We start from the raw sequence: 23,409 nt of genomic DNA, 5'->3' as shown, positions 1-23,409 counted from the left end.
TGGTACAAATACGTCATATCAGGTTACATTTTTGTGTACTTTTGGAGTGTGAAATGTGCCATACGCACTGCATCAAGCCAATCTGAATAAGACCTCGTTTTTTTCTACCCTACCTTGCCCCAGTGCAAAAGCTCTGTCATATTGGGTGGTCACCTAACCACCATGCATCAAACCAATTGGTACGATCACAATGAGACACATTCTGCATACCGGTATGGAGCACTGTTACGGGGCCAACGGCGATACAATTCCATGCAACAAGGATACCGCAATCTGCCAGGACGCAGCATTTGGCAAAGGAACGCCCTGGCCTAAACCGCGTTTTTTTCTGGAAAGCGATGTCATTGTTCGCGATGCGCTTACCGGTTTATTCTGGAGCCGGGATGCAAATCCCCTGGTTTTTCCCATCACATGGGGGGAAGCCCTGGCCGAAATCAATGCACTGAACAGCCAAAACTGGCTCGGAAGAAACGACTGGCGGTTGCCCAACCGCAGAGAACTGCGCAGCCTTGTGAACCACGGTGCGCGCAAGCCTGCCCTCCCAGGAGAACACCCTTTCAACAATGTATTTCTGGGGTGGTACTGGAGCGCGACCACAGCGGCAAAGGCCCCTGCCTACGCCTGGTACGTCCATTTCGAAGGGGGGCGCATGTTTTACGGCGCCAAAACAGGCTACTGCCTGGTGTGGCCTGTTTGCGGCCAAAGCACCCTGCTGCCTGCAACAGGGCAAAAACAATGCTTCAGCGAAAGCGGTCAGGAAATTCCATGCGCCGATGCGCCGCTACAAGACGGGGCGTTGCAACTGGGCGCCACATGGCCGGAACCGCGCTTCCGCGTTCTGGAGAATGAAATAGGCGTGCTGGACCGCCTGACGCGTCTGGTGTGGCAGCCATCCGCCGCGGCGGAAAACAAACTGCTGCCCTGGGAGCAGGCCCTGGAAACGGCCATGCGCGCCAGCCAAGAAAGCGGCATTGCCTGGCGATTGCCAAACATAAACGAGCTGGAGTCTCTGGTAGATTGCTCCCGCCACACGCCTGCACTGCCGGAAGGGCATCCGTTCGCTGACGTGCAGCAAGCCTACTGGAGCAGCACAACCAGCTTTTACGAAACAGACTGGTCATTCTGCCTCTACATGGACAAAGGCGCTGTTGGCGTTGGACACAAGCCCAAGCCCGAGTTCTACACATGGCTTGTGACTGACGAAGAGAGCTTCACCTCCGGGGAGTAATACGGCGCAACCGCCCCGCCGTTGCAAAAACTTCCGGACATGGTGTATGCCGGAGTGCAAGACTCATTTTTCCGAGGCGGCCTGGACGGCGCGCATCGGCTAGCAGCGCTTGCAACGGGTACATCTGCCTCATGATTTACATGAGCAACAGTTTTTCACTCCCTGACACCCCCCTTCCAGTATTGAGGATGCCATGCCTGAACAAAAACCGCAGAAAATCGACCTGGACGCCCTTTTCAAAAAGCTGGACGCCGACCCAAAGGGTCTCTCCTCGCAAGAAGCACGCAACCGTCTTGACAAATTCGGTCCCAACGCCCTTGAGGAGCATAAGCAAAGCGAGCTGAAAAAACTGCTCGGCTATTTCTGGGGGCCCATCCCCTGGATGATCGAAGCCGCCGCCATTCTCTCCCTTCTGGTGCAGCACTGGGCCGATTTCTTCATAATCATTGTGATGCTGCTGTTCAATGCAGGCATCGGTTTTTGGGAAGAACGCAAGGCCACCAACGCCCTGGACGCGCTCAAAGGGCAGCTTGCTCTGGGGGCCCGCGCCCTCCGCGATGGCGCATGGCGGCAGGTGGAAGCGGCAAATCTTGTGCCTGGCGACGTTGTGCGCCTCAGATTGGGAGATGTAATCCCCGCCGATGCGGTGCTCATAGACGGTGAATACCTCTCGGTGGATCAGGCCGCGCTCACCGGCGAATCCCTGCCCGTTACACGCCGAAAGGGCGAGGAAGTGTACTCCGGCTCCATTGCAAAACAGGGTGAAATGGTGGCCATCGTTACAGGCACCGGCTCAGATACCTTTTTCGGCCGCACAGCCAAACTGGTGGAATCTGCTGCTTCGGTTTCCCACTTCCAGCAAGCCGTCATGCGCGTTGGCGACTTTCTGATCTTCCTGGCAGTGGGTCTTTCTCTTGTGCTGGTGCTCACGGAACTCATACGCGGTGAACCCTGGATGCAGCTCATCCAGTTCGTGCTCATCCTCGTGGTGGCATCCATCCCGGTGGCCATGCCCGCAGTCCTTTCCGTCACCATGGCCCTGGGCGCGCTGACGCTTTCAAAGTCAAAGGCCATTGTCTCCCGGCTGCAATCCATCGAGGAAATGGCCGGGATAGACATACTGTGTTCCGACAAGACCGGCACCCTGACCCAGAACAAATTGACCCTGGGCGACCCCACGCTTTTCGAGGCGAAAGACGCGGACGAGCTTGTACTCTACGCGGCCCTGGCCTCCAAGGAGGAGAACCAGGACCCCATCGACCTGGCCGTCATCAAGGCGATCAAAAATCCTGAATCCTTGAAGGCGTTCAACCAAAAAGGCTTCACGCCTTTTGACCCCATATCCAAACGCACAGAAGCCGAGCTGGAAGATGGTTCCGGCGGAGTGCTGAAGGTCACCAAAGGGGCGCCTCAGGTGGTTCTGGACCTGTGCAAGGTGAACAAGACCACGCGGACAAAAGCCGAAGAAGTTGTGGATTCCCTGGCGTCCCGGGGCTACCGGGCCCTGGGCGTTGCGCGCATGGACCCCGGCAAAAAAACATGGAAATACCTGGGTATCCTCTCCCTGTTCGATCCGCCGCGTACTGATTCCTCCCAGACCATATCCCAGGCAGAAGAATACGGTATCGAAGTGAAGATGGTTACAGGCGACGATTTGGCCATCGGCCGGGAGATTTCCGGACAACTCGGCCTGGGCACGCAACTGCTGGCGGCGAGCGATGTTTTTCAGGACACGGACAACCCTGCTGACGTTTCCGACGCCTTGGCGGGGCGCATTGAAAAGGCCGACGGTTTTGCCCGTGTCTTTCCCGAACACAAATACGCCATCGTGCATGCCCTGCAAGACAAGGGGCACCTGGTGGCCATGACCGGCGACGGTGTGAACGACGCCCCTGCCTTGAAACAGGCCGACGTGGGTGTGGCGGTCTCCGGGGCGACGGATGCGGCCCGGGCGGCTGCGGACCTGGTGCTCACGGCGCCCGGTCTGTCCGTTATCGTCAAGGCGGTGGAGGAATCCCGCCGCATCTTCGAACGCATGATGAGCTACACCATTTACCGTATCGCCATGACCATAGACATCATGTTTTTCGTGGTTCTGGCCATGGTGGTGTACGACTTCTACCCCCTCACGGCGGTCATGATCATACTGCTGGCCCTTTTGGACGACATCCCCATCATGACAATAGCTTACGACAACACCACCGTTTCACCCGCACCTGTACGCTGGGATATGAAACGTGTGCTCATCATCTCCGGGGTGCTGGGGGCTCTGGCGGTGGCGCAAAGCTTCCTGCTGCTGACCCTGGGCAAGATGCAATGGCAGCTCGACCCGAAACACCTGCAGACCATGCTCTTTCTGCAGCTTGTCGCCGGCGGGCACCTGATGCTCTTTCTCACCCGCAGCAAGGACTTTTTCTGGAGGCGTCCACGTCCTGCAAGGCCGCTCTTCTGGGCCATCATGGGCACGCAGCTTTTGGCCGCCATCATGTGCGCTCTGGGCATATTCGTTCCCAGGCTGCCCGTTGGCATCATCATCGGCGTGTGGCTTTACAATGTCGCCTGGATGGTGGTGCAGGACGTAGTGAAAGTGGGGTGCTACCGGATGCTGGACATGAACACCGGTCGCCACCAGCGGTTCTTCGGCATGCTGAACCGTACGGCGCAACACATGGGCATACATGGCAAGCACCGGTAGGTGAGATGCCGAAAGGTAACCGCATACAGGCAGTTGCCGGCGCTACTGCGACAAGAAGACCAAAGGCAATGGAGGGCGAGGTGTCATGCCTCGTCCTCCACCAGATTATCCAGAATAAGACCAAAGAAAAAACGCCCCCCAGTACTGATGGGGCGATAAAGCCAGCCCATGTGGAGCAGGCACTTGCCGCAAAGGGCCACCTGCCAGGCATGGCCGGAAAACCAGGAGAAGGAATCGCTGGGAAGGCCGGTGACGCCGCAGCCCTGGGCCTTGGCAAAGCACCCAAGCTCAAAAACAAGGCCGTAGGGATTGAAGAATACATGGCGGTGCTGCCCGCCCCACTCCATACGCTGGCTGCTCCAGGTAATAATGTGGTGGCAGGAAACGCAACGCAGTGCCCTGCCTTCATGATCAGGCGCGAGTTCGTCTACAATCTCAGGGGTCCCATCAGGCGTATGGGAACCGGAGTTGCCGCCGTCTCGGTTGCCAGGAGAATCATCCCGGTCTTCCCTGAGCATGCGCAGGCGTTCAGGAGCTAGGATCATATTATGTATTCTACGGCATGCGCCAGCCATTGCAAGAGCGCAGTAGTAAAGAAGCGTGCGGCGGCGTACGGGGCTTGTCACGACCTGAACACGATGCTAAACGTGCCACAGTATACGTATACTGCATCACTGGCCTGTTCCATTCATAAAGCCTGCGCCACGGCGCCACGAGGACGGCATGAACGTCGCAAAGTACATCCACATCCTTCTTGGTATTATATACGCCGCTGTTGGCGTCAGCTTGCTTTCCAACATCTACAATTTTTTTGACGTGCGTGACGCCATACCCAGTGGCCTGCCCATCCGTTGGGTGCTCTGGCTGGTGATTCCCCCCCTGGTTATTTCCATTCTGGACAAATTGCGCGTAATTTTCATGCCCAAGGAACACGAAGACACCTTGCGCGACCAGTTGTTGAGCCCGACCTCTTTGTTTGCAGAAACAGTCGCCTGGTGCGTGCCCAACATTGTGGGCGGCGTTATCTGGGCCGTCGGCATCCTCATCGCTTATGCGCTGTTGATGTATTTGCAGGACATCCACTGGATCAGCCAGCTTGCCGAGCGTTTGGGCATGCATGTCGCGGAGGTCAATTTCTAAATGTCGCACGCGCCAGGCGCTGCGCATCCGGACTCAGAGTTCTCTTTTCTGACCTGCCTTGAGCGGCATTTCCCGCGCGAGCACCCTTCCTTACTCATGGGGCGCGGTGACGATTGCGCCATTGTGGCCTGGCCTGAAAAAGCCCTCATCAGCACGGATATGTTCATCGAGGACGTACATTTCCGGCGCTCCTATTTCCCCCCTGAGGCAATCGGGCACAAGGCCCTGGCGGTAAACCTCTCGGATATCGCCGGTATGGGCGGCAAGGCGACCGGCTTCTGCCTTTGCGTCCAGGCCCCGGCAAAAAGCGAGTCCGACTTGCCCCCGGATTTTTGGGATCGCTGTTTCGCCGGCATGGCGGCCCTTGCCAAAGCGGCAGACGCCCCGCTTGTAGGGGGAGATTTAAGCCGCGCCCCTGTCCTTGGTTTTTCCATCACCGTATGGGGGCAAAGCGAGCGGCCTGTTCCGCGTGGTGGCTGCTCGCCAGGCGACATACTTTTTGTCTGCTCTCCTCCGGAAAGCGGCGCCGCGACATTGGGGCTGGCGCGCTGTGGTCTCCTGGCGCTGGAGGAAACCGGGCATGGCGCATCAAAACTGTATCCCGCCGCAGTAGCCGCCCACCTGACCCCGCGCCCTTTGCTCGATACGGCGGGAGTGCTTGCGGCCGAGCCTGGCGTAAACAGCCTTATGGACCTTTCCGATGGTCTGGCCACGGACCTGCCCCGCCTATTGGGGGCAGAGCTCGCCCCCCATCTGGGACCGCAAAACGTGCCCGGCGTCAGCATTGAGCTCCGTGAGGAAGCCCTGCACCCGGATGTTCTGCATTTCTGCCGTCAGACAGGGCGGGACCCTCTTCGCGAATCGCTATTAGGGGGCGAAGACTATTGCCTGATCGGCGCATGCTCACAGGAAGCAGCCGTGCGGCTCGCCAGCACGCTGCCCGGCTTTCTGCGCATCGGCAATATTACCGAAGCGCCAGGCATCCGTGTGGGTGAGCGTAATTTCCAAGACGTGGCCGGTCCCGGCTTCGATCACTTTCGGGAACGCTGATGCACCTGCGCTCCATTCTGCCAATCCTTGGCCTGCTTTTTTTGGGTTTCTGCGTTCAGGCAATGGCCGCGGCGACACCTGGCAGTGGCAGTGTCTGGCGCATAATAGACTACCGTATTCCCAAGGCCGCCACGCTCACCCCAGAACAGGCCCAGGCCTGGCTGGGCAAGACTGCACGTATCTCCCAGACCTCCATCAGCTTCGAGGGCCGCACCTGCCGCGTGACGCCTGTCATTCAGAAAATCCGCGCTGGCGTTCTTCTGGCCGCCTACAACACCACCCCGGCCGAACTCGGTATCCCCAATCAGGGTGACGCCCCTGCCGACGTGGTGGACACGGGCTGCGATATTCCCGGCTTTGAAACCATGCTCTCCCTCCCGGACGGACGGTTCGTGCTCATATACAAGGGCGCCTTCTTTTTTCTGGAAAAAAACCCACCTCCGTCCGTGGACAAAGGATCGCAACAGGATTTTGGCGTGCCTGAGGCGGGTCTGAAAGCCGCATTACCCCAGGGCGTGCGCATGTATGCCCCCCGCCAGACACCTGCTGGAAACGGCTCCGGCCTGGGCCTCTGGTACGAGGCGTTGCCCATGAGCCGCCTGAAGGATAACGCGCCCTTTCCTTTTAGGTTCAAGGACGCACTGTTGCTGCGCGCCGCTTTGGCCGCCCAGGCAAAAGAAGCACAGGGGCAAGCCGGCATTGCCTCCCTGTTGCAGCAGATTGCGCCACAGGCTGTCACAGGAAAGGGGCAGCCCGTTGCCCTCAATGACAACGCCTTGGGCCTCAGCTTTTATTCACTGCATATACAAGACACGGACTGCCCCTTGTTCAGGGCCAGTGCACTGTTTTTTCGCAATGGCTGGCTCACTCAGATAGGCTTGGAAGCACCTCCTGGAACAGTTATCCGCGAAAACCCGGGCTATTTTACAACGGCGCCTCCTGCGTCTGCATGCGCGGGCGGACAGGTCTGGGGGCGAGAACCTGACATGGAGCGCGCGTTCTACAGCGCCATGGGCAAAGGCACCCTGCCCGGGGTGGCGGGCCAATGGCGCAAAACGTTTCAGGAACTGCTCCAGAGCGTGACGTTGCGCCCGCCTCGCGGGGGTGGGTTCATGGCCGCTGACCATACGCCCTGCAGCGAGGTAACACCGGTTGCCGGAACTCTGCTGCCGTCGCACAGTTTCGGCATTAAGATTCCCGGCCTGGGAAGCGCCTGCCTGCTGGCAATCGATACCGGAGAGGGCGACGTGCTTCGCATTACCACCACCGGCGGCCTTAACATTCTGTTGGACCCCGCAGCTACAGTGGCTTTTGGCGCACCCATTGACGATACACTGCAAAACCTGCGTATCCAGGCCATTGGCGTGGACGATCTGGATGCGGATTCCCTGCCGGACATCATCGCCATTCTACAGGGCAGCACGCAGTCCGGCGCCCCTCTGCAGGCAAACAGAATATTTTTCAGCCGCGCCCCTGCCTATGATGCAGCAAACGCTTTGCCCACCTGGCAGAGCGATCCGGCCTATGATGCAGCCATCGCAGAGCTCCCCACTGTGGCCGACGTCAAAACGCGGGTCACTGCATTACGCGCCGCCCTTGACGCAAAAATTGGCGACACCGTGCGCCTGCAGGGGATCATTGGAAATACCACAGCCGATTACGCCACTGTTTTGCCCCTGGCCGCATCTGACGCCAACGGGGGGGCTTTTGCCGCCGAGGAATTCCGTCTGCTGCTTGCCAAAGGCCGCATCCTTGCTGCAGACGGTACACAGCTACCGCTTCCCGCAACCGGGGCGGCCCTCGACATCACGGCCAGGGTGCTCGAGGCCGAGGATTTGTTCGGCCCCATGCGGCTTACCATTGCGCCCATTCCGGCCAGTTTGCCCGCTTCCCCTACCGCTGCCCCTGCCGCTGCCACACCACCCGAGGCTGGGGCGCCAGCGCCCCCTCCCGTACAGGGTCCCAGCGCACAGTAACCTCGCCACACGCACTGCTCACATACATGGCGACGCCCATCTGCGCTGCAACGTTACGCATCTGCGGAGCGGGGAAACCGTAGCGATTCAAAAAACCCGCGCTGGCCAGCACAATTTCCGGTGCAACCCTCCGTAGAAACGCAGACTCACCACCATTATGCGCACCATGATGCGGCAAAACCAGCACCTGGGCGCTCAAGTCTGCATCGCTCTCCAGAAGTTTCGTTATGGCGGACGTTTCAATATCACCCGGCATGATCACAAGCCCGCGGCCATGCCAGGTTACACGCAGCACCAGGGAATTATCGTTAGACACGGTGTCTTTTTCCGTTTCCAACTCAGATGCCGGATCCAGAGCGATTTCCGGATGCAATACGGCTTCCGGATGCAATACTTCCAGGGCGAGCCCATCCCCAAGGGGCAACACATCCCCTTCCTGCCAGACTAAATGGGGGACGCCCTTGCTCTCCAAAGCATCCGCCAAACGCTTTCCCGCCGGCAACGGTATGGCGCGACCATTGTCCGCGTAAAAACCGACGTCATACTGCTCCAGGGGGTAGCCAAGGCCCAGCATATGATCGGTGTGGTGGTGGGAGAGGACGACCCCGGTCAGCACGGGCGGCCGCCCCGCGGTCTGCACTGGTGAGACGATTGCGCGCCCCACATCAAATGAGCCATAGGGGAAACCACCCCCGTCTATGAGCAGTCTTCTCCCGTAGGGCAATTCCAAAAGCAGCGCCTGCCCCTGCCCTACGTCGAGCATGTGCAACGTAACGCCTCTATCCAACACCTTGAAGGCCGCTCCAAAGGCGGGCAGCGTCAGCAGCACTACCCCAAGAAGCACAGCAAACAAATTCTTGCCCTTCAGGCGCAGCGGTCGCAGCTTTTCTGCGACATCGGGTTTTTCCCGCTGCAAAGCCCTGCGCTGCAGTGCCTGCCGCAAAAAAAACCAGAACAGGAACAATACGCACCAATACCCCACCCACGCGGGCCACGCATCGCGCATGGGCGTTGCCACCAGCAGCAGGCCGGATGCGTCCATATCCTGCAAAAGTGTAAGAAAGGCATTGCTTATGGATGCGGCCACATGCAGCAGCGCAGCAGCAGGCTGCTGCCAGGGGAGCAGGCTGGCTGCCAGTCCCGCCAGGGAAAGGGGCATAACCGCCACCCCTAGAACCGGTAACCACAGCACATTCAGATAAAAACTGCCTGAAAGCTCGCCAAAAGAATGTACAATGAGGGGCAAAAGCGCCAATTGCGCGCTGCAGCTGACCAGCAGCACCATGGGCAGCGTCTTGCACGCTGCCTGCCATACGGTAATGAAAACGCCCCCTTTGCCGCCATGTTCATGAATGGGGCGGCCGCCCGCCAGAAGCGCGCTTCCTTTCCCACGCGTTTTACGCCAGTGCCTGCGCAGGTCCAGCAGCGCTGCAATGCCCAGCACGGCCAGGGCCGACAGTTGCAACCGCAGATCAAAAATCAGGAGCGGAGACGCCACCAGCATCACGGCCACCGCCAGCAAAAGTCCATCAAACAAGGTGTTCTCGCGGCCTTGCAGATACAGCGCCCCCCAGATGAAAAACATGAGCGCCGCGCGCATAAGCGATGGCGACCACCCCCCGAGCCAAATGTACACCACTGCCAGCAATGCCCCAGCCAGGGCGCCCCATTGCTGGCGGGGGCGCTTCAGATACAGGCCAGGCGCCACTACCCCTACCAATCGCACCAGAACAAAGCCCACCAGCACCACAAAGCCGATGTGCAGGCCGGAAAGCGCGAAACTGTGCGCAACGCCCGCCTCCCGCAAACGCGCAGCCGTTTCCGGCCACAACCAGGAGCGCTCACCAAACAACAGAGCAAAGACCGCTGCGCGCCCCTGGGAATCCCATGGCCTGAGCAGGGCAGCCACCCGTGCCTTCAAAGCTTCCCGCCAGTGCCACAAGACGGACCAGGCAGGCGACCAGAAGGCATCGGTCTGTGCCTGCCCATGTATCTGCACGCGCCCTTTTGCCGCGTTTGCCCAAGCCCGCCAACGGACGCCTTGCCGCGCCCACCACCCTTCGTAATCCCAGGCGCCAGCGTTGGTCATGCCCCGCAGGGGTGCAACCCGCAAATGCGCCGCGATCCGTGCCCCAGGGGGAGGCGTAAATTCCGGAGCATACCAGGTAAAGGCCAGCCGCCCCGCCAAATCCACGGGGGGAGTATTGTATTGTTCCGGGGGGAAACAACGCACGTCTTTCAGAATACATCTGAGCCGTCCTTCCGGACGTGGCTCACTGGAGACGACAGTCGCATGCAGGTCTATCTTTTCACGATCCAGCATCCATGCAGGAATTTCCGCAGAATCCAAAGCAGGGGCGGCAACAGGCGAACACCAGACCGCTATGCCGGCGCCCGCCACCATCACCAACACAAAAAAAACCGCCCTGCGCCAATGCGTCAGGTCGGAGAGCAGGAGAAACAGCAAGGCCGCGCAGAGCGCGGCCAAGGGTTCTTGCCAGGCCAACAGGCCCAGCACATAGGCAATGAGATAATACTGCCAGGAGAGCATCCCGGCGAGCGCAGGCGTTTGCGTCGTTTTCCGCTTAACCCCCAGCAAGGCCAAGTATCAGCACCTCATTGTTTGGGTGTGGCCCACCCCTGCCTGAGGGACTTGCCGACTTCAGGATCAAAGGAATACGGCTCGATGGCGACTTCGCCGAAATGTCGCCTCTCAAAACTCGTCAGCGTTCGCACGCTTACAGGCAGGTTGACCTTCACGTCGGCAACGTCGTCAGGCTTGGCAAGCACCACCTGCTTGTCCTGGTAGCTGACCACCACATCGTCCGGATGGCTGCTCTCACGCAGGGCGTGCAATTCGCTGGCCACTACACGTACCGGTGTGCCGTCAATGATTTCGTCAACAGCATCGACATAATGGTCCGTGATGGTGCCGCGTATGCCCACGGTGGCCAAAGGCGCCTGCAGGGTCGTGTTTTCCGGATCCTGCCGCGTGATCGCCCCTGTTACGAACCGAAAGAGGCCCTTGAAAAAAGAAAACACCTGATTCGAGTTTTCCGCATTTTCAGGGTCATAGACCATGCTGGTGATGCGCACTTCACTCTCCGTCCCAACGTCCATGACACTGTCGTCCTCAAAGCGGATTTTCACTTTGCCTGCATCACTCGTGCGCACGACGTCGTTTACATAAATCGCCGCGCCCTGAGCGAGATCCCGTTCGTCTTTGCTGGCGCTGGTCATGACGTGGGGGTCTTTTTGCAAAAAGGCAATGGCCTGGCCTTCTATCTCCTCGACCACGCCAGCCTTGACGCGGTCGGTTTGCCCGGTCTTCTCTTCAGCCTGTTCCGACTTCTGTACGGTCTGTTCCGACGTCTCTTCCGGAGTCTGCTCCTGCGCAAACACAGCGCCCGTGCAAAAGACACCCATGATTGCGAAGCATACAAGGAGGAAAACGGCGGCGCGACTCACACGCCGCACCGCCGTAAGGATAATCTGCATCATTTACTGGGCCTCTGCGCCACCCTTGTAATCGTCATTGGCCTGATTGCCGCTGCCAGGGGTAGGCACGTCCAGGCTGCCATACGTCATCTTGGTGGCGGACTGTGGCACACCGCCGCTCTGGGCTTCCTCGGCTTCGGAAAGCTCATCCTTCATGGCGCCCATACCCATGACTTCGATGATGTTTTCACCTTTGTACCTGAAGGTGTTGCCCATCATGTCGCGCACCTTTTCCACGTCCATCTGCAGGATAACATAGGCATCGCCCTGATCATCCCAACCCCAGCCTTTCTTGCCGAACTTTACGGAATGCTGGGGAATCACTGCGCCGTAAACAGCGGCGCACAGGCGGGAGCGGTTCACATCCTGGGTCAGCACGAAGTTTTCAGCAGTCGAACGTGAGTAAATATCTTCACCCACCAGCACCTTGGCCATCTCGTCATACGCATTGAGCATGGCGGCGCGCAGCGAGCGCAGCGCCGGCAGGGCGCTTTTCGTCATGGTGCCCAACCCCATGGACCGGATGGTCACGCCCTTGTAGACGTTGTAATCCCCCAGAATGTTTTGCACTTCGCCCAGATCCACATGGCCGTAGCAGATGGCCACATCCTTGCCCTGGTCGTACACACATTCGTCCACCTGAACGCCCTTCAGCAGAGCACGGGCCTTGGTATCCACCTTGTAATTGGCGTCTTCTGTCAGGCCAAATTCACCCTTGCTCTTGACCTTGTAGCCAACAATGGATTCCATCAGGTTCCTGGCCAGGTCCTGCTTGGCCATTTTGATGGACATGAGCTTCTTGTTGCCGGCTTCGGCCCCATGGGCAAAGCAAAGCATCAGGGCTGCGATCATCATTATTGCAATGGTCTTGCGGTTCATAAGTCTCTCCATCTTTGTGTTCGATGCTGCGGCCTGCCGGCCGCACCCGTGTCGGTCTTCTCTATCTTCGCCCCCAGTGCCCGGCAAAGGAGGCGTTCCCCATGTTCTGGGCGCGGCCTGCCTTAGGGCAGGCCGGCCTTGTTCCCGTCATTTGGCGGCACCACCGTGGTCCACCCCTTGGAGGTAGGCTCCGGCGGTGATTGCATCTCTTGTGCATCCTCTTTTGGAGCAGGCAGGATGACGCCCCGGCGAATCACAAAGCGTCCGGCAAACTCCTGCTCTACAGGAATATCCAGGGACTCTTCCTTGATGAAGTCCGAGACATCCATGTTATGCCACTCTATGGTCACGGCGTTGATGGGCGTAGGCTGCACGACCTTGCCCTCTTCGGTATCGAAGCTGGTGCTCGCCGCTCCGCCCTTTATGGGAGGGGTGGAACTTGCAGCGCCCCCCTTTACCGTTGTTGCTGTTTGATCTGCAGGGGCAACAGGCGAAAAATCTTCCGGCGTTGGCACCACCTGCACTTCATCCACGGTAATGAGCAGCTTTTCCTGGTCCCCCGGGTCACGCTTGGTTCTGGCTTTGAAGATGACCGTACCGTCTTTGGGCAGCTTGCCTTCCTCGCGCAGCCGATCGTATACCTTGTTCTTCACGTCCTGCTGCTTTGCCTCCCAGGCTTGCATGAGTTCTTTCTGCCCGCTGCGTGCAGGGGTCCACCCCCCGCTCACCAGCAAAGCCAGAATCCCAAACAACAGGAAGCTGCACGCTCTGTTCAAGGTTTCGAGAAAGGACGTCTTGCTAACTGCGTGAGTCACGATTCACCCCCGGGTTGACGCTTTGCGATCCCGACTTGAGATCAGCGGCTGCAGTTTTCGCAGCCAGGCGCATCAGTACATTGTGGCCACATTTAGAAGTCTGCAGGGTCCAGAGCCTTGGCGCCGCCCTTGAACTGGGTCTTGGGTGTGGGCTTGGGCTTGGGCTTGCTGGTTGATTTCTTGCCGCCGCACTTGGACGTGGCGCGATCCAACCCCTGTTTTGCCTCAATGTAGGAAGAATTCAGCTGCAGTGCGCGCTTGAAGGCGGTTATGGCGCTCTTGCAGCTCCCCTGCTGCAGGTAAATCTCGCCAAGGGCTGTGTACACGGCCGGGTCAATGCTGTTCAGACCGCGGGCGGCTTCAAGCTGCTGCTTGGCAAGGCTCAGGTTGTTCATCACATAGTACAGCAAGCCCAGGTACTCGCGGGCAGGCAGGTAGGAAGGCTGCAACTGCACGGCCTTCACAAAAGCCTGTTCCGCGCGCGAAAGCATGTTCTGCTTCCAGTAGCTGCGTCCCAGATAGTCGTAAGCCTCGACATAGTTGGCCCGCTTGGCCACGGCCTGCTCAAACTGGAAAGCGGCGTCAGAGAAATTTTCCTGCTGATAGAACGAGAGGCCCTGGTTAAAGTGCTGTTCTGCAGTCAACTGGGGCGGCATGGGTGCTGGCGGATTCTGCTTACAAGCCACAAGACCCAGGGCGAGACAGAGCAAACTCATAACGAGAAGGCTTTTTCTAACCATTGCAAGACTCCTTTGATTCGTGCGGTTACGGTCGCCGCGTGGTGCGGCCGAGTTGGCGCCTTCCGCATTAGGCGCCCCCTTTTTCAGAATCATCGCGTCATTCCCTTCCAGGGGGTGCAAAGAGAAGCGTCTCTTAAAAAAGTATCTCCCCCCATGAAACTACGCACTTCACCTCTGCATACTTAAAAGTTCTGCACTGCGCTTTTAGCCCCTTCCTGATCCAGGATGCCTTCTTTACTCAGTTGTTGCGCAGCCTGGGGCGCAACCTCAGCAACCTTCTTGAGTGTTTCTTCACTCTTTACCACATCCTTGATGCGCTGGGGAGAAGCCGCTGCCAATGAAGCAGGCGGCGTGCTTTCCAGCCTGTTCTGCAATTCCTTCTCGGTCATGTCCGAGTGGTAGGTCATGCGAACCACTTCACCGTGTGCGGAATCCAGACCAAAGGCCTTTTCCCCCAGTTTCTGGTTCAACGGCTGTATAATCGCGCCGTTCAGCAATTGGCCAAAGTTCTCACGACCGCCGGTGAATTCCACTTCATAAAGGGATGCACCGTTGCGATCGAAATTGCGAAAATCCACATTCAGCACAGGACGCATGCCGATGAATTCCTTCTTGAGCAACTGCCCCATGTCGTAACTGGGCAACCCCATGACCTGGAGCTGAAAGATCTGGGACGGCGCCTGCAGATGCTCGGCAAAAAACTCTCGGGAAAATTCCTGGCCGATAAGCTTGCCGACGTCTTCTATTGCCTGCGATTCATTGGCCCAGGACTTTCCACGCGGCACCTGGTTGTTATAGAGAATTTCCTCTCCGGTATGGGCGTTTACGCATTTCACGCTGAAGTGGGAGAGGTTGTACATGGTCACGGTTATGTTGGCCGGCTTCAGGGTGTGGGTGTAGCTGGCCAGTTGGGCAACGCCCTGAATGTAGAAGTCGGCCACGCGTTGCTGTTGCAGGGAGAGCGTTGCCTCCACCTGGTTTTCCATCTGGCTGCGCACCATAAGCTCGGTCTTCAACTCCAGGGAGTGGTCCTCACTCCAGACCCGGTAGCCAAAACTCTTTAAGCGCTCGTTCAGGATGTTTTCAGCCAAAGCGGAACGAGCGGGCTTGCCCAGGGGGTCATCAGCGCTTTTCACCAGAATGGATGTGGAAATGCGCGGGTTTCCCGCTTCCTTGATAAGCGCAATGCGCTCGGTCTTGGACATCTTCTGCAGCGCGTTGCGTACGTCGTCCACATAGACTTCGGCCTTGATCAGCATGTGGGCGAAGCCGTCTTCCCCAATCCAGGGCGGACTTTCCTTGATCACGCTTTTGATCAGCCCTGCAGACTGAGTCAACACGCGATCATGGATCAGGGTGTAGTTCTCCATAAGGGTGGAGGACGAAACCAATGAACCCACCGCCTTTTCCACGGCCTGATTCTTGGCGTCCCTGCGCAGGTCTTCCACCATTATCGCCTTGTCGCGCTTGTAGGCGTCGGCATTGGGATCAGCCAACCCCTCAGCCGAGACGATAACCGTGCGGCCCGCAGCATGCGTATTTTGACAAGGCGCAAGTAAAAACAGTGCGGCCAAAGCCAGCAAGGCCACCCCTGACATCCTCGCGATTTTCCCTATTTTGACCATATTTCCCCACTTTGGTGACATCATACCACCCACTTGTTTCTACTTAAAGCCCTGAAACTGCACCCGCCGGTTCCTGGACTTGCCGTCATCCGTAGCATTGGAGGCGATGGGACGGGTTTCGCCATATCCTTTTACACGTAATCTTGCAGGATCGATGCCACGATTCTGCACCAGGTAGTCGCGCACGGCCTTGGCCCTGCGTTCGGAAAGTTTCAGATTGTTGGCAGGAGCCCCCACATTGTCGGTATGCCCCTGTACTTCAAAGTTATAGTCGCCAAATTTTTTGGTTATGATGACGGCGAAGGTATCCAGGGAGTCGTATGCCGCCTGCTGCAGGGCAGCGCTTCCCGTTGCAAAGTTGATCTCCAGCGAAAGCGGCGGCAGTCCCTTGGTACCGCCCAGGCCGCGCTTGGTGATCTCCTTGTCCACATCAACATTGGCGGCGTCATCCAGGGCAATGGGTTTTTTGCGCAGGGCCTCGGCGTGGCGGTCCTGAATAAAGCTGTCATCAGGGTAGAACTCAAGCGACTTACCATACCACTTCTCCGCATCCAGCCAGAGTTCCTGATCGTAGGAGACATCACCAAGAGCAACGTACAAATCGCCGCAATCAGGGTATTTTTCCGCCCGTCGCAACAACTCGTCCATATCGTCCAGGGTCTCGATGTCCTTATACGCCTCTTCGCAATCCTGAGCCAGAACCCCTGGCGCAGCCAGCAATAAAAGCAAGGCCCAAAGCGCCACAGCGTTGATGATCTGTTTCATATCGCACTCCGTATTTTGCGCCCCATTATTACACTACTGGGGCGGATTATTCACGTCATTTTCTGCGCTGGCAGCAGATGTCGTTTCACCGTATGCGACGGGGTCGACGCCAATGGCAACAAACGCCGCCCAGTTTACGGGCGCGGCGTACTCCTCCCTGCCGGCAATCTCCAACTGAGCCGCGCGCAAAGCTGCGGTCACGGTCTCCCCTGCAAAAAGGTGCCCGTAAAAGCTGGTCATCAGGTCGGCCGTCGCCTTCGAAGGCACTTCCCACAACGAAGCAACAACCACTGCCGCCCCTGCTGATTGAAAAGCGCCGGCAAGCGAAGCAAGTTCAAGCCCCAGGCCCTTGCCACGCAAAGCCGTCTCGCAGCAGGAAAGGGTGCACAGCCGGGCGCCGGCCAGCTTGCCGAACAGGTCGCTGCGTATCTGCCGGACGGTCAACAGGCCGCTTTGGTAGCCTGCTGCGCCCGCCTTGTCCTCGGAGAAGACGAGAAAGGAATCCAGCGGGCTGGTGGGCAGCAGCTTCCCGTGGGTCGCCAGGTGCAGATACCTGCCAGGGCGCTCCTTAATCTGCTGCAGCAGCTCGCTTTCTGTAACGGCAGTATCCGTGGTGGTGGTCACCGGACCTTTACCGTCGGCCTCGTATTCCTTGTCTATGGTTCTTACTTCCTCGCCTGCACTGGCCAGAGGGCTGAAGGAAAATGCGCGGGTGCCCTCCACTTCCTGCACCGTGGGCGCAAAATCCTCGGGATTCAGCTTGCGGTAAATGAACTGCGCCTCGTCATAAGGAATGCCGGAAAGGTCAAGCTTCGGCCCTTCATCTTCATCCACGGGGCTTTTCTTTTCCTGACCACGGGCAGCACCCGCCTCTTCCGCAGGGGGCACGGGCAACACCTCCACACCGAAATAACTCGGCAAATTGGGGTTGCCCACGGCCAGCAAAGCCTCTTTGCCTTCCAATCGGGGGGCGGTCAGTTGCGTGATGGAATACAGGTAGCCGATCTCAAAATCCTGCATCAGATAATGCTGGCTGTCCTTATCCACCAGCAAAGCGCCAAAGGGCAGCACGGCCAGTTGTCCATACGGGATGACAATAAGTTCGGTTATGTCAACGAGGTCGAGTTTGGTATCCTTGAAGAGCTTTTTCCAGCTCTCGTGCAGGACGTTTTCCGCGTTGCCGGCGTTTATTTCATGCCCCAGCCGGTTCACGAATTGTCCGATGAAATCACGCGCCCGACGCCCCGCCCCTACATTCCTGGAGGCGCTGTGCAGGGTCAGCCCTGCCGCGTCCAGTTTCCAGACCCAGACGTTTGCTGCATCATAATAATAGGCCAGTACGGCCTGCCCTGACAGCAGGTTTTTCTGCGCTGCTGCGAGGTCGAACGCTGGCTTGTGCAGCAGCACGTCATCTGCGGCAATGGCTTTTTCCGCTTCAGCCTTTTCCGCCAGCAGGACCGCTATTTCCTGACTGTTATTGGCTTCATCCAGATACAGCCTGCGCAGCCTGTATTCGATTTCCGCCAAAGCGCGCCCCTGCGCCTTGCGTTCTTCCGGCAGGGCCTGCTCAAAAAGGGCCTTGATCGAAGCCAGCCGGCTGCGTTCCAGGTACCCCAATGCCTTGGCGGCCCAGCCCTGCGCCTCTGGCGTATTCCGTGCTTCCTCCGGCGTTTGCCGCCAGCGTTCCAGCAGGATGTCGATGAGTTCTATGTAAGGGTCGGTGCGGTTGCGCAGAAACGCGCCTGCTTCTTCCGATCCCAGCACATTGCGCATGCCTTCGATGATTTCCACGGCTTCTTCGAGGCTGGCGATGGCGTCGTCTGTCTGCCCTGCTGCGCGTTGCACGCGCCCTATGCCGTAATGCGCCCGCCAAAGCTGCTCCATGGCCTGGATGCGTTTGGCGTTATCAAGGGCAAGGGCGTAATGGGCCTGGCTGCACTGCAGCAAAGGTCCCTGGGGGCAAAGGTTTGCGGTGTTCACGGGCTCCGCCGTGGACATATTGCTGAGAGCCAGCAAGGCGTCGCCCACGTTACTTGCTATGTCACTCATTTCATAGGCGGCCGCGCCCTGCGCCTTGAACTTTTCGGCGATCTGCAAGGCAGCGGCGTAATGCTCAAATGCTTTGGCAAAGCTCTCCGGACGCTGCTCGTCCGGGATGTCGGCGCTCTCTGGCGCAATGGCGCGGTCATGATACAGCCGCGCCAGATTCTGCCGCGCGGCCATGTGAGTGCGCATGTCGTCGATGGCGTCAGCAATGCCCATGGATTCCGTGGCCTTTTGCTCGGCCACCTGAAACACTACGGGGTCCCACTCTTCCTGCAGGGCTGCAATATGCACAGCCACTGCATTGAGCAGCGCCTTGGCCTGGAGTTGCTTATCCTGGCTTGCTGCCGCCACATCAAAAAATTCAAGGGCCTCATTATAAAACCCCAATTGATAGTCCAGAATGCCCTGCGAGTTGGCGATGCTGTCTATCAGCTCGCGGGTCGAGGCGGCATAGTAGGCTTGTTCGGCTGCAGACGGCGCGCCTTCCTGCGGGGGAGACGGTGAAACGGCCTGGTCCTGCGTTTCCCCCTCCGAAGCGGCGGGGGCGTTCAGCGCCACAGCCATCTCGTAAGCACGTTCCAAAAGCTTGCGAGAGCGCTGGTATTCGCCCAGAAGTTGCAGACAAATGCCCAGGTTGAATGTGGCGCTGGCCTGGTTCAATGTGACAGGCGCTTCTTCAGGATGCTCAGCCAGCATCCCCTCCAAGGCGTCGGCAGCCTTGGCGATGTTGCCCATGGACAACTCCACCGAAGCCAGGGCGTTCATTTCACGGGCAAGCTCTTCCTTGTTGCCGACCTTGGCCCAGTGCTGCACCGCATAGGCCAGTTCCTTGTGCGCCTCTGCATAGCGTCCCAACATTTTCAGGGTCTTGCCATGTGCGGAGCGCTCCCTGGCTACGGTATCATCCCGGGTGGCCGCATCGCTGATGGCGCCGAAACTCTCAAGAGCCTTGACCTGCGCCTGCGCGGCAGCTTCAGGCTCTCCCTGAGCAGCCAACCACAGACCCTTGCCGCTAAAAAGATAGCCTTGCTGCTGCAGCACTTCGTCGCGCTCATATACGGCAAGGACGGCTCTTTCCAATAGCGCAGCCAGAGCAGCCGCGCCTTTTTCGTAGTGTTCCTTGCGGGTAGCGGGGTCTTCTGTCTGCTTGGCAAGCAGTCTGTTGGTCTCACCCAGCTTGAAGAGCACTGTTTCCTTGTAGGGAACGATCTGTTCTGTTTCCTCAAAGAAATCTATGGCTTCAAAGGCCTTTTCCCACTCGGGGAGCGCTGCTGCATAATCCTGCTTTTTGTCAGCCTCCAGTGCGGCTGTGAAGGCTGCATTGAACTGCTGCAGCAGGTCCTGTGCATCGGCGCCATAAGCCTGCGCCGGCGTCATGTGTAAAACAAACAAACACGCCGCAAACAGAAAACCCACGGGAAAAACAAAGCGCGTAAAGCCTGGCGATGCCATGCCGACCTCCGGGAAACTCCCGCGCCGGATTGCTTCCGGCGCGGGATATTGGCTGCACTATTCCACCAGCGTATTCAGGCTGGTGATGGTCTGTTGCGTATCCTGGTTCATGTACTGCACCAGATCGATGAGGGAGCGGATTATAGGGATGACCACGTTGGCGACGGTTACACCTGTTGCAATGGCGCTGCCAGTGGAAGCACACCCGCCTTGAGAAATGTTGTAGACGGTGGCCGCCGTGTTGAGTACGGCTCCTGGGCTGCCCAGATACTGCTGCAACAAGGGTTTCAAAGCTCTATTGAGGAGTTCTTCAAAGAAAACCGTGGAACGTTCCAGCGGTGTGATGACCTCGGTGCGGATGTACTGCTTCTGCTCCGCGTCCAGATCATTCTTGTCGGTACGTTTTACGATCTTATCAAAGGCCTGGCTTTCCGCTTTGACGGCATTTTCAACAGCCAGGTTGTCTTCCTCGGAAGATTCGGGCTTCATCAGAGCGGCCTTCTTGGCGCTCTCTTTGGCCGCGGCCTTCAGGTAGAGTTGAGCCAGGTCCTCGTCGCCTGCCTCTTTGGCTTTGCCGGCGGATTCATTGTAGATGTCGATTTTCCTGTCCAGCTCAACCACATAAGCGGCCGTCTTGGCGTCCAGGCCTGGATATTTCTGTTTGGGTGTCTTTTTGGGAGGCTCGGCCTTTTTAGCCGTTTTCTTTGTGGATGTTTTGGTACCTTTCTTTTTGGCCTCTTCCTTTTTTTCATCCTTGATTTTCACGGAAGGACTGAGCACCAACGCACCGTTGAGCTTGGCTTCCGTGTTCTTGGAATCCTGTTGGAACGCCGCAATTTGATGTTCTTTGGCCTGGGTTGTGCCGTCAGCGCCGACAATGACCGTAAAACCTAGAAGAATAAGCAACGCCAACAGCAACCTGAAACGCGTTGGTTTCATGCCTCTGACCCCCTCAATTTGTTTTACCGACCAGTTGACTCCGAGTAGAAAGTACGAACTCACCTATGTATAAATGAAAGGCTTTGCTTCATTTCAGAAGTTGCAGCATCCATGGCGGCTCGGAACTGATTGACGAGATCCTCCATGGCAAACGGATCGGCGTTTTCCAGGTTTGCAAAAACCCGTTCGGCCTGCTCTATGGGGCCGACGCCTGCCAGCACCAGAATGGTTTCCGTGCCGCTGTTTTCATCGAGCTGAAAGACTTCGGCGGAAGGAATTCTGTAGGTGCTGCCCGGAGACATGGGATTTGCGACTGAGCTGAAGGCGGCATTGGGAAAAAGTCCGAACATTGCGCCCGTTGCATCGATTTGCACGGCATAGACGTAGAGCTTTTGCCCTGTGGTTATTTCGAGAAAATAACCGTCCTGTGCGCTTAAGGCATCGCCTTCGCTCAGGGGGATGGTCAACCCGTCACCCGCTGCATGCTGCACGGTAAGACTGAGGGGCTTGCCGGCAACAGCAGGGGCACCACCGGGCGTGACGCCCTGAGCACCTGCGCCGGCCTGGGGAGGTGCGCCACCGTAGACGCTTTCTGCGATGGTGGCGAGAAGATTGTCTATTTTCTTGGAAAGTTTGCCCAAATTTGAGCTGGAATTCACGCTTTGAGCCGTGATGATGGCGCCAGAAGCAACATCCACGAGGCGAGCATCGACCCGCACCTGATTGTCCATTTTCATGACGGAACCGGAGAGCAGATAGTCCGCCCCCACCATGTTGCCAATGGATTGGGCCACGGAAGCGAAGCCGGTTTCGCGCGCCCCCATGCTTTGCTCGCTCATGATCTTTTCGAGCAGGTGGCGCTCTACAACTTCAAAGGAGCCAGTGTTCACCGCGGCGGTTATGCACATCTCCGCCATCAGTCGGCCCCAGCCTCCAGCTTTGGCTGGCTGGTTCACGGCATCAAATTCAACAATTGCCAGCTTTATTGGAGCGCCATGAACAACGTGCGGTGTTTGCCCAGCAAAGAAAAACAACAGAGCAAAGACCAGCACGGCCATTTTTCGCACCGGGAAAAAAACAGCCAGATTATGTCGCATATTGAACAGGCCCAATCGCATCCCCCCCAAGATATCGCACAAGAACCCGAAACACACAAAACCCACTATAAAGAAGCGTGAATTTACCCCATCACGAAGATAAATGCAACTGTCCAACACCTCAGAACATCTTTGTCATACAGGACATTACCCTCAACCCTGGTGCGGGTGATTGCCTGATTGCGCTCCGGCACCTAATGATGTTATTTGTTCACGCCATGCAAGGCCCTAAGCCGTATGAAACCGTCTTCGTCGCCAGACAGCCAATTTTCGATAAGGAGTTGTCTGTCTGGGGGTATCAAGTCCTTTACCGCTCCAACGAGAAAGCGACTGCTGCCGCGTTTACCGATGCCCTGGAAGCCACACTCAAGGTCATGACAAACGTGACCTTGTGCCCCAGCAGCCAGCCGGACACGAAACAGCTTCTGGTATCTTTTGACGAAGAGGCCATCCTCATCAACGCCCCCCTTGCCTTGCCGCCTGCGAATACCGTGATCCTCGTAAAAGAGGAGATCGAAGCTTCCCGCACACTGCTCAACAATCTGCATGACCTCCGGGGAGAGGGCTACCAGATCATGGTGGGCGATTTTTCCGCCTCCCCCGGCAAAGTTGCGCTGTATCGAACGGCTGACATCCTGGCCATAGACTTCCGCGACAAGACACCGGAAGTACTGGGCGAACTGACCGCAGAGGCCGAACAGTACGGGGCGCAGCTCATGGCGCGACGCATCGAGACCCATGAAGAGCACGAACTTGCAAAATTCATGGGATTTTCCCTGTTCCAGGGGTACTTTTTCAAGCAGCCCAACGTGCTTTCCACGCGAAAGCCATCAGCCAGTGATGCGGCAAAGCTGCGCCTGTTCTATATCCTCAAAAACGATTCCCCGGATTACGACCTGCTTGCAGAAACCATTGAGGCTGATGTTTCCATCAGCTACAGGCTGCTGGCGTTGCTTAATTCTCCCACTTTCGGCTTCCTCAACAAGGTCAGCAGCATCCGCCAGGCTGTTCTCCTTCTGGGGTGGAAACAGATCAAACATTGGCTGCGGCTGGTCATTCTTACGGACCTGACATCCCCCGACAAAACTTTCGAGCTGGCCTTTCTTTCCGCACAACGGGCCCGCTTCCTTGAACTTTGCGCCAAGCTGGCCAAATATGAAGACACGGAACCCATGTTCCTGCTCGGGCTTTTTTCCCTGCTCGAAGCCATCATGGACCTTCCCATGGCCAACCTTCTTGACCACCTGTTCCTGGAAGATTCCCTGAAAGGGGCGCTTTGCGGTGAGGAAAACGACTATACCCCCTGGTTGCAGCTCGTTGAAAGTGTGGAGCAGGTGGACTGGAAACAGCTAGACGCAATGCTCGAAACACTTGGGCTGAACGTTGCAGATGTGGAGCAGTGCTACCATCAGGCCATTGCCTGGGCCAACGACTTCTTCTGTACGACCCAATAATTAATATCTT

Annotated in this window: 17 protein-coding genes; 6 read left to right on the top strand and 11 right to left on the bottom strand. The window is 57.7% G+C overall.

Features of this window, described 5'->3' with window-relative positions; all coding sequences use genetic code 11:
- Nucleotides 1-190 precede the first annotated feature (190 nt).
- Nucleotides 191-1,228: an Lcl C-terminal domain-containing protein gene (locus ACZ5EH_RS08830; RefSeq protein ID WP_464277753.1), complete on the top strand. Its 1,038-nt coding sequence runs from the start codon at nucleotides 191-193 to the stop codon at nucleotides 1,226-1,228.
- A 193-nt stretch (nucleotides 1,229-1,421) separates the two neighbouring features.
- Entirely contained in the window at nucleotides 1,422-3,923 is a 2,502-nt protein-coding gene (locus ACZ5EH_RS08825) for a plasma-membrane proton-efflux P-type ATPase (protein WP_464277752.1), read from the top strand.
- An 83-nt stretch (nucleotides 3,924-4,006) separates the two neighbouring features.
- Here ACZ5EH_RS08825 and ACZ5EH_RS08820 read toward each other — a convergent pair whose 3' ends face one another.
- The gene (locus ACZ5EH_RS08820) at nucleotides 4,007-4,468 is read right to left on the bottom strand and encodes a cereblon family protein (RefSeq protein WP_464277751.1); all 462 of its coding nucleotides are present in this window, start codon (nucleotides 4,466-4,468) and stop codon (nucleotides 4,007-4,009) included.
- A 178-nt stretch (nucleotides 4,469-4,646) separates the two neighbouring features.
- On the opposite strand from ACZ5EH_RS08820, the gene ACZ5EH_RS08815 reads away from it, so the two are divergent.
- The 3 genes from ACZ5EH_RS08815 to ACZ5EH_RS08805 are packed head-to-tail and all read left to right on the top strand — an operon-like array spanning nucleotide 4,647 to nucleotide 8,089.
- A complete protein-coding gene (locus ACZ5EH_RS08815) occupies nucleotides 4,647-5,063 on the top strand; it encodes a hypothetical protein (RefSeq protein ID WP_464277750.1) in 417 nt (138 codons plus the stop codon).
- Nucleotides 5,064-6,113: a thiamine-phosphate kinase gene (locus tag ACZ5EH_RS08810; protein ID WP_464277749.1), complete on the top strand. Its 1,050-nt coding sequence runs from the start codon at nucleotides 5,064-5,066 to the stop codon at nucleotides 6,111-6,113.
- The gene (locus tag ACZ5EH_RS08805; protein WP_464277748.1) at nucleotides 6,113-8,089 is read left to right on the top strand and encodes a hypothetical protein; all 1,977 of its coding nucleotides are present in this window, start codon (nucleotides 6,113-6,115) and stop codon (nucleotides 8,087-8,089) included. Before ACZ5EH_RS08810 ends, ACZ5EH_RS08805 begins: the two co-directional genes overlap by 1 nt.
- Here the strand turns inward: ACZ5EH_RS08805 and ACZ5EH_RS08800 are convergent.
- From ACZ5EH_RS08800 to ACZ5EH_RS08755, 10 genes are all read right to left on the bottom strand, one after another.
- Nucleotides 8,007-10,694 (bottom strand): ComEC/Rec2 family competence protein, encoded by a 2,688-nt coding sequence (locus ACZ5EH_RS08800; RefSeq protein ID WP_464277747.1) that lies wholly within the window; start codon nucleotides 10,692-10,694, stop codon nucleotides 8,007-8,009. The genes ACZ5EH_RS08805 and ACZ5EH_RS08800 overlap by 83 nt on opposite strands.
- 11 nt (nucleotides 10,695-10,705) lie before the next feature.
- Nucleotides 10,706-11,590: a FecR family protein gene (locus tag ACZ5EH_RS08795; protein ID WP_464277746.1), complete on the bottom strand. Its 885-nt coding sequence runs from the start codon at nucleotides 11,588-11,590 to the stop codon at nucleotides 10,706-10,708.
- Nucleotides 11,591-12,466 (bottom strand): hypothetical protein, encoded by an 876-nt coding sequence (locus tag ACZ5EH_RS08790; RefSeq protein WP_464277745.1) that lies wholly within the window; start codon nucleotides 12,464-12,466, stop codon nucleotides 11,591-11,593.
- A gap of 122 nt (nucleotides 12,467-12,588) precedes the next feature.
- A complete protein-coding gene (locus tag ACZ5EH_RS08785) occupies nucleotides 12,589-13,281 on the bottom strand; it encodes a hypothetical protein (protein ID WP_464277744.1) in 693 nt (230 codons plus the stop codon).
- Between the two features lie 92 nt (nucleotides 13,282-13,373).
- Nucleotides 13,374-14,021: a tetratricopeptide repeat protein gene (locus ACZ5EH_RS08780; protein ID WP_464277743.1), complete on the bottom strand. Its 648-nt coding sequence runs from the start codon at nucleotides 14,019-14,021 to the stop codon at nucleotides 13,374-13,376.
- Nucleotides 14,022-14,203: 182 nt separating this feature from the next.
- Complete coding sequence (locus ACZ5EH_RS08775) at nucleotides 14,204-15,646, bottom strand: hypothetical protein (RefSeq protein ID WP_464277742.1); 1,443 nt, start codon at nucleotides 15,644-15,646, stop codon at nucleotides 14,204-14,206.
- Between the two features lie 39 nt (nucleotides 15,647-15,685).
- On the bottom strand, nucleotides 15,686-16,411 hold the full coding sequence (locus ACZ5EH_RS08770; RefSeq protein WP_464277741.1) for an OmpA family protein: 726 nt from the start codon (nucleotides 16,409-16,411) through the stop codon (nucleotides 15,686-15,688).
- A 33-nt stretch (nucleotides 16,412-16,444) separates the two neighbouring features.
- Nucleotides 16,445-19,909 (bottom strand): CHAT domain-containing protein, encoded by a 3,465-nt coding sequence (locus ACZ5EH_RS08765; RefSeq protein ID WP_464277740.1) that lies wholly within the window; start codon nucleotides 19,907-19,909, stop codon nucleotides 16,445-16,447.
- Nucleotides 19,910-19,966: 57 nt separating this feature from the next.
- Nucleotides 19,967-20,848 carry a hypothetical protein gene (locus ACZ5EH_RS08760; protein WP_464277739.1) on the bottom strand — a complete coding sequence of 294 codons (882 nt, stop codon included), beginning with the start codon at nucleotides 20,846-20,848 and terminating at the stop codon, nucleotides 19,967-19,969.
- A gap of 59 nt (nucleotides 20,849-20,907) precedes the next feature.
- Nucleotides 20,908-21,945 carry a FlgO family outer membrane protein gene (locus ACZ5EH_RS08755; protein WP_464277738.1) on the bottom strand — a complete coding sequence of 346 codons (1,038 nt, stop codon included), beginning with the start codon at nucleotides 21,943-21,945 and terminating at the stop codon, nucleotides 20,908-20,910.
- 218 nt (nucleotides 21,946-22,163) lie between these two features.
- On the opposite strand from ACZ5EH_RS08755, the gene ACZ5EH_RS08750 reads away from it, so the two are divergent.
- Entirely contained in the window at nucleotides 22,164-23,399 is a 1,236-nt protein-coding gene (locus ACZ5EH_RS08750) for an EAL and HDOD domain-containing protein (protein WP_464277737.1), read from the top strand.
- The last annotated feature ends 10 nt before the right edge of the window (nucleotides 23,400-23,409 follow it).

The sequence above is a fragment of the Desulfovibrio biadhensis genome, assembly GCF_055388615.1.
This window is presented reverse-complemented; position numbering and strand designations above follow the sequence as displayed.

Coding starts and splice junctions, on each gene's coding strand:
- ACZ5EH_RS08760 (WP_464277739.1), bottom strand. CDS start 20,848: ATGAAACCAACGCGTTTCAGGTTGCTGTTGGCGTTGCTTATTCTTCTA.
- ACZ5EH_RS08765 (WP_464277740.1), bottom strand. CDS start 19,909: ATGGCATCGCCAGGCTTTACGCGCTTTGTTTTTCCCGTGGGTTTTCTG.
- ACZ5EH_RS08795 (WP_464277746.1), bottom strand. CDS start 11,590: ATGATGCAGATTATCCTTACGGCGGTGCGGCGTGTGAGTCGCGCCGCC.
- ACZ5EH_RS08755 (WP_464277738.1), bottom strand. CDS start 21,945: ATGCGACATAATCTGGCTGTTTTTTTCCCGGTGCGAAAAATGGCCGTG.
- ACZ5EH_RS08825 (WP_464277752.1), top strand. CDS start 1,422: ATGCCTGAACAAAAACCGCAGAAAATCGACCTGGACGCCCTTTTCAAA.
- ACZ5EH_RS08805 (WP_464277748.1), top strand. CDS start 6,113: ATGCACCTGCGCTCCATTCTGCCAATCCTTGGCCTGCTTTTTTTGGGT.
- ACZ5EH_RS08780 (WP_464277743.1), bottom strand. CDS start 14,021: ATGGTTAGAAAAAGCCTTCTCGTTATGAGTTTGCTCTGTCTCGCCCTG.
- ACZ5EH_RS08815 (WP_464277750.1), top strand. CDS start 4,647: ATGAACGTCGCAAAGTACATCCACATCCTTCTTGGTATTATATACGCC.
- ACZ5EH_RS08830 (WP_464277753.1), top strand. CDS start 191: ATGAGACACATTCTGCATACCGGTATGGAGCACTGTTACGGGGCCAAC.
- ACZ5EH_RS08820 (WP_464277751.1), bottom strand. CDS start 4,468: ATGATCCTAGCTCCTGAACGCCTGCGCATGCTCAGGGAAGACCGGGAT.
- ACZ5EH_RS08810 (WP_464277749.1), top strand. CDS start 5,064: ATGTCGCACGCGCCAGGCGCTGCGCATCCGGACTCAGAGTTCTCTTTT.
- ACZ5EH_RS08790 (WP_464277745.1), bottom strand. CDS start 12,466: ATGAACCGCAAGACCATTGCAATAATGATGATCGCAGCCCTGATGCTT.
- ACZ5EH_RS08770 (WP_464277741.1), bottom strand. CDS start 16,411: ATGAAACAGATCATCAACGCTGTGGCGCTTTGGGCCTTGCTTTTATTG.
- ACZ5EH_RS08750 (WP_464277737.1), top strand. CDS start 22,164: ATGCAAGGCCCTAAGCCGTATGAAACCGTCTTCGTCGCCAGACAGCCA.
- ACZ5EH_RS08775 (WP_464277742.1), bottom strand. CDS start 15,646: ATGGTCAAAATAGGGAAAATCGCGAGGATGTCAGGGGTGGCCTTGCTG.